The following is a 5,173-nucleotide window of genomic DNA, read 5'->3' as shown; positions in this document are numbered from 1 at the left end:
GCCGTCGGCGGCGGACGGCGCTGCTGGCGGCGGCAGCTTGCGCGTGCGCGATACCTTGACCGGCTCGCCAACCCCAGCGGCTAAAGCGGAATCGGCACGCAGCAACTCGACCGCATGCCGGAACGATACGCCGTTCGCCTTCATGACCCAATCAATCGGCCCGCCGCCTGCCTGGCACGCGCCAAGGCAGTGCCACAGGTTTTTCTCGGGGCTGATGACCAGCGAGGGCGTCTTGTCGGCGTGGAACGGGCAGCGGCCCACCAAGTTGTCGCCGTGGCCCTTCAGCTCGATGCCGCGTGCTTCAGCCAATTGCTGCACCGACACGTCTTTTTTTAGTCGCTCGATCTCAGCTTCCGGGATACGTGCCATAAATCCGCCTTTTCTCAAAAACCTGTCAATATGCATTAATGGTATATTAAAGCACGCACATATGGTATGTTGCAACAAGCATTTAAAAATCGGGGGGTACAGTGACGCCACTACTCACTTGGCATTTACTGACGATGAATTTCGGCAAACGTTTGGCGGCGCTACGCAAGGTTCGCTCTTTGACTCAACTTGTCCTGGCTGAGAAGGTCGGCTGCCATGTGACGATGATTCGACGCTACGAGGCGAACGAAACGCAGCCCACTTTGGAAGTGATCCGCAAACTCGCTGTTGCGTTAGGGGTAAGCGCAGATGCGCTTGTTTTTGATGAGCATGAACGTGGCCCAGACGATGACTTGCGCTTACAGTTCGAAGCGTTAAGCCAGTTCACAGCGGAGGAGAAGCAGATTGTTCGCGTGCTGCTCGAATCACTCATTTTGAAACACGATGCCAGCCGGTTTACACGAGGAAATGACCCTTCGTAGCATTGGTCTTGGCAACTACAAAGAAGTCTCTCTTGAGCCCCACGCACCAGCCGGGGTTAGGGGAGGCTTTTTTTGTTAACTATAAACAAATAGCCACGCATGCCTACCCTAACCGTCCGCTTCATTCGCCACGCCGAGAGCGCCGCCAATGCCGGTGCCGCCACGTTCGACCCCGCCACTATTCCGCTAACCAGCTCGGCCATGAACAGCCGCGGGCCGTCAGCAGCAGTTTCGACGCTCCGCCGGATTTGATCGTGTGCTCCCCATTTCAGCGCGTGCGGCAATCCCCGCCTAAGGTCTTGGGCGTGCCGCTTTTCTGTGTTTTCCTGAACTAGGTTGCCGATTCGCGCTTGCTAACATCGCATTTGCTCGTCAATCCGACTTTCCCAGCCATCGTTTTCCATCCAGCACGGCAGTGGCGGCGTTTCGCCGGCAGTTTCCAGCGTACAGTTATTTACACGAGTCCAAGGTAAAGCAAAGCCCGATTTTTTCAACACCTCCTGCGCTTGCGCGGTACCGTCCGTGGCGATCGTGCGCGCGTTCGATTCACCGCCCACGCAAGCCGGTGTGTCGATCCGCGTCCAGGTGTAGCGCGTCGATTCGTACACCTTGAACGGCGCATCGCTGGCTACGATGCCGATAGGCTTTTCGCCCATCGCTTCACCATATTTGCCGGGCGTGTCGTAATGCACCTTAGCCAGCTGGATACGGGTCTGTTTGCGCGGGATCGCCACACCACCAAGCGCCGTCAGGAACAAGGCGTAGTCGGCGCGCTGGTCGGTGTCGCCTTCGGCAGTTAAGGTCTTCTGTGCGGCCTGCCATGCGGCTTGCAAGTGTGCGGGCGCGTCGGCAATGGTGGCCTTGGGGATACGGCGCAGTTCGCGCCACAGCGTGATGCTGCCCGCACCGAATGCCTGGAATTGGCGGATGCCGTGGGTCTTGGCCCAGGCCGTCACATGCAGGCTGGCCGTGATCGCCGGCTCGCCCGTCACGTCCAGCTCCAGCTTGTAGCCGTCAATGTTCTTGGCAATGTACTTGGCCACGTAGCCGGTGGCGCTGCCCTTGTCGGGGTCGATGGGGACGAAGTGGCAGCGGTTCTTGGCCGCGCCCACCTCGTCCGAGTGCGCCTCCAGCGCGTAATGACGGATGATCGCCTCCAGCCGCGCCGCGTGCTGCGGCAGCACGAACACGATCAAGTGCCAGTGCGGGCAGGCGTCATGGTGCGGCTCGGCCACGCGCAGGCCGTACAGCTCGATGCCTTCGCGCTCCAGCTTGGCCCGCACCCGGCCCCACAGCTTGCACAGGTAATCCTGCGCTTGGCGTGGCGTATGGCCCCGGTAGGCCGGGTTGCCCTGGCCGCTGCCGGCCAGCGTGGCGTGGTAGCACGAGGGGCAAGTGATCGTGGCGAACAACGCGCTGTAACCATGATCGCGGGCGTAGTCCTCCATGCCGCGTATGCGCGTCATCAGTTCGGCACGGCGAATCGCCTTGTTGCTGGTGCCGCGCTCGGACAGCTCTTGCAAGGTAAACCGGTCGCCGTTCTCGTTCTCCAGCACCGTCGATTCCATCCACAGCCGGTTACGCGTTTCCTCGCGCAGGCAGCGCAGCATCGCGTCGCGGCTGGCGTAGGGATCGCGCTGGCGTTGCACCAGGTGCAGGCGGATATTGCCATTTTCCAGCGTGCGGGCGTACTGGCGCCGCAATTGACGACGCCACCAGTGGCAGCACGACAGCCGCTTTACTTGCGCATCCAGGGTGTCGCCCTTCGGTACCGGCACGCGGGCGGTGCTGCATGTGTGCTCGATGATCGCCTGCTTCGCCTGCGCGTCGCTGGTGCCGGCCAGGATCAGCGCGGCAGCATCGGCGCGGCGGCGCGCATGCTCGACGATCTCGCCATCGGTGGCTGTCAGGTCTAGTCCGCCAGGCAGGTAGCTGGCGCGAAATGCGTTGATGTTGCGATCAACAATCGAATCGACCGTTTGCGGCAGCAGGAAGTGTTGGCAGGCGTCGGTGACGCGCTTGGTGAGCTGGCTTTTCCAGCGCGGCGGCATGCCGTTCAAGCCAGGATGCGCGGCAATGCGCGCGTTACGTCGGGATAAAGCTAGGTCGGGGGTAGGTGTCATGCAGCCAAATATCAAATTCGAGATCATTCTCGAACGTGATATTAGAACTCATCACTCCCTACGTCAAATCAATTTCGAGATTTATCTCATTTTTGTTTTGTTTTGGTCTGTTTGCCATCTACACCCATCGCCTTGTCTAACTCAACGGCCGACCGTTCTAGCGCGTCCAAATCCGCAGCCTGCTGCGTTGCCTTAGCCGCTCGCTCAGCAGGATCACGGCTCGGCCGCAGTCGTTGCCGACGATGGTTGATATCGGCCATGCCAACCATCTTTTGGCTTTCCTTGTCCGATATCGACTGCCCCGCCACCAGCCCTTCTTCGATCAGGACATCCTTGATGATGTGGCGCAAGTAGTCGTCCAGGGACATATGCCAGCCACTGAACGGGTCGGGCCGGTCACCATAGAAGAAATGGGTAATGGGTTCACCCAGGGCCTGCGCGATCAGCTTGATCTCACGGTAGCCGGGGTAACTGTCGGCATTCTCGTAGCGCGAGATAGACACCTTGGACACGCCCGCCTGCTGCGGATCGACGTGCTTGGTGGCCTGGCTCAGCTCGTCCAGCGTCCAGCGGTGCCGCTCGCGGTGCTGCTTGATGCGCCGCCCCACCTCCAGCTTGTCGGCATCGGGCAGGTCATCGGTGGAAGAGGTCTTAGGAGCTTTAGGTGGCTGGAGCATCGCATTATTTGTAGTGGCTGGGACAGGCGATGTTTTATCATGGATTTGAGAATTTATCACGAATTTGATGCCAATACGCCGACTTTATTTGCGCCCGCATGCGGCACGCCACGTCTCGCTCTGTAGGGCATGGCTACGGGTCCATAGGATACATGCAGCTGCCCCTAGCTCTAGACGCGCCTACTCCTAGGTAGAAATCCTATAGGCACCTGCCCTTAGGCACGTACCATAGGCACGTATCCAGAGGCACATATTGGCGGCCGGGGTGGGGGCATGAGGGTCTCAGGAGGAAGCCACCGAACGCCGGGCAGCGGTGTATGTGGCGGCTTGCCGCGTCCGTATCTAGTTCGGCCCTACACCGCGCCGCCCCTTGTGCAGGAACGCGATGTATTACAGAGCTCGCCTACAACCACGGGGATTGCTTGGCAATGCGAGCTCACCCCTGTAAGACAGAACGCAGGGACCCCGTAATACGCGCGAACCTAAGCGCAGCGCGGGTTCCCGCCGAAACCGAAGGTTGCGTGATATGTGATAGATCGGCAGGGGCGGCAGGGACTCCCCGCGCACCCTGTCAAGTACCGTTTGTTGCTGGTTTTTTGTATCCTGGCGGATTTTTCAGCAGCCCGACAGGATAGGCTAGATACGAATAGACTACGACAGGATACGAGCAAGAAACGAACAAGATACGGCCGACGTCAACTGGCGTTCATGCGGCCAGCTCTTAACGTGCTGCTCCGTTCGTGTACGTCTGTCGGGATTGACCCGGCCGCACGATCCGACCGGGGCAATCCGAAGTGCGCAGTGTAAGGAGATTATTTCAAAAGTACATATAAAATAATGCCGCAAGCTATGCCTAAAGATATCCAGTAAGTGATTTTCTCGCCTTTTGACGATTCGGCGTAACGCTGGTCCACCGTCTTTGTAAAAGCATCCTTTAACAGCTCCTGTTGCGATTTTCGCTTGGTCATGGTTTTTTCTTTCCATACGTAACTGGGGAAACACTGAATCCAGGTGTTCCGACGCCATACTCTACCGCAGTAGCACCACCATATGCGTGTCCAAAGCCACCACCGACCCCTACCCAAGGATTGCCCGCTGGAAATATTGCAGTGGATTGCACCCCCCCGCCACCTAAATAACTGTTTGTGCTATCCGCATCGCCGCCGCCATAAATATTTCCGGCAAGCAAACAAAAACCGGGCTTTTTTGAATACGCGGGATAATTTCGCGTAAGTCCGCCTTGGTAAAATGTTGTTCCGTCATGAAGGTTAATTGCGAACCCGCCAGTGGCTACGTATACATTTACCGAACCCGAAACGTAGTCAGGTGTTATCTTTGGGGCATAGTTCGCGGCAGCATCCCAAATTTGCCGCACCGGATTATTTGCACCCGTTATCGAAAAATCAGGGGTACGGTCAGCCAGTCCCAAAGGATCGACTAAGGACAGGGGATTTCCGCCAACGTAACCGTAGGTATTAATGCCGCCACGTAGCCCGATAGGATCGCTTTGGATATACCGCCC

6 protein-coding genes are annotated in these 5,173 nt (G+C 58.3%); 1 reads left to right on the top strand and 5 read right to left on the bottom strand.

What is annotated here, in order from left to right; genetic code table 11:
- Window positions 1–369: CHC2 zinc finger domain-containing protein (locus RBA40_RS32790; protein ID WP_306653041.1), on the bottom strand; the 369-nt coding region annotated here is incomplete at its 3' end.
- A 134-nt stretch (window positions 370–503) separates the two neighbouring features.
- Between RBA40_RS32790 and RBA40_RS32785 the strand changes: the two genes are divergently transcribed.
- Window positions 504–851, top strand: coding sequence for a helix-turn-helix domain-containing protein (locus RBA40_RS32785; protein WP_306653043.1), 348 nt, complete (start codon window positions 504–506; stop codon window positions 849–851).
- Window positions 852–1,204: 353 nt separating this feature from the next.
- Here RBA40_RS32785 and RBA40_RS32780 read toward each other — a convergent pair whose 3' ends face one another.
- The 4 genes from RBA40_RS32780 to RBA40_RS32765 form a co-directional block, all read right to left on the bottom strand.
- Window positions 1,205–2,974, bottom strand: a complete 1,770-nt coding sequence (locus RBA40_RS32780; RefSeq protein ID WP_306653039.1) for a replication endonuclease — start codon at window positions 2,972–2,974, stop codon at window positions 1,205–1,207.
- Window positions 2,975–3,060: 86 nt separating this feature from the next.
- Window positions 3,061–3,651, bottom strand: a complete 591-nt coding sequence (locus RBA40_RS32775) for a helix-turn-helix domain-containing protein (RefSeq protein WP_306653037.1) — start codon at window positions 3,649–3,651, stop codon at window positions 3,061–3,063.
- An 812-nt stretch (window positions 3,652–4,463) separates the two neighbouring features.
- Window positions 4,464–4,619 carry a hypothetical protein gene (locus RBA40_RS32770; RefSeq protein ID WP_306653035.1) on the bottom strand — a complete coding sequence of 52 codons (156 nt, stop codon included), beginning with the start codon at window positions 4,617–4,619 and terminating at the stop codon, window positions 4,464–4,466.
- Window positions 4,616–5,173 (bottom strand): polymorphic toxin type 22 domain-containing protein (locus tag RBA40_RS32765; protein ID WP_306653033.1); only part of this gene is annotated, 558 nt, incomplete at its 5' end. The genes RBA40_RS32765 and RBA40_RS32770, both read right to left, overlap by 4 nt.

Source organism: Massilia pseudoviolaceinigra, from assembly GCF_030846505.1.
Taxonomy (GTDB): Bacteria; Pseudomonadota; Gammaproteobacteria; order Burkholderiales; family Burkholderiaceae_D; genus Telluria_A; species Telluria_A violaceinigra.
This window is presented reverse-complemented; position numbering and strand designations above follow the sequence as displayed.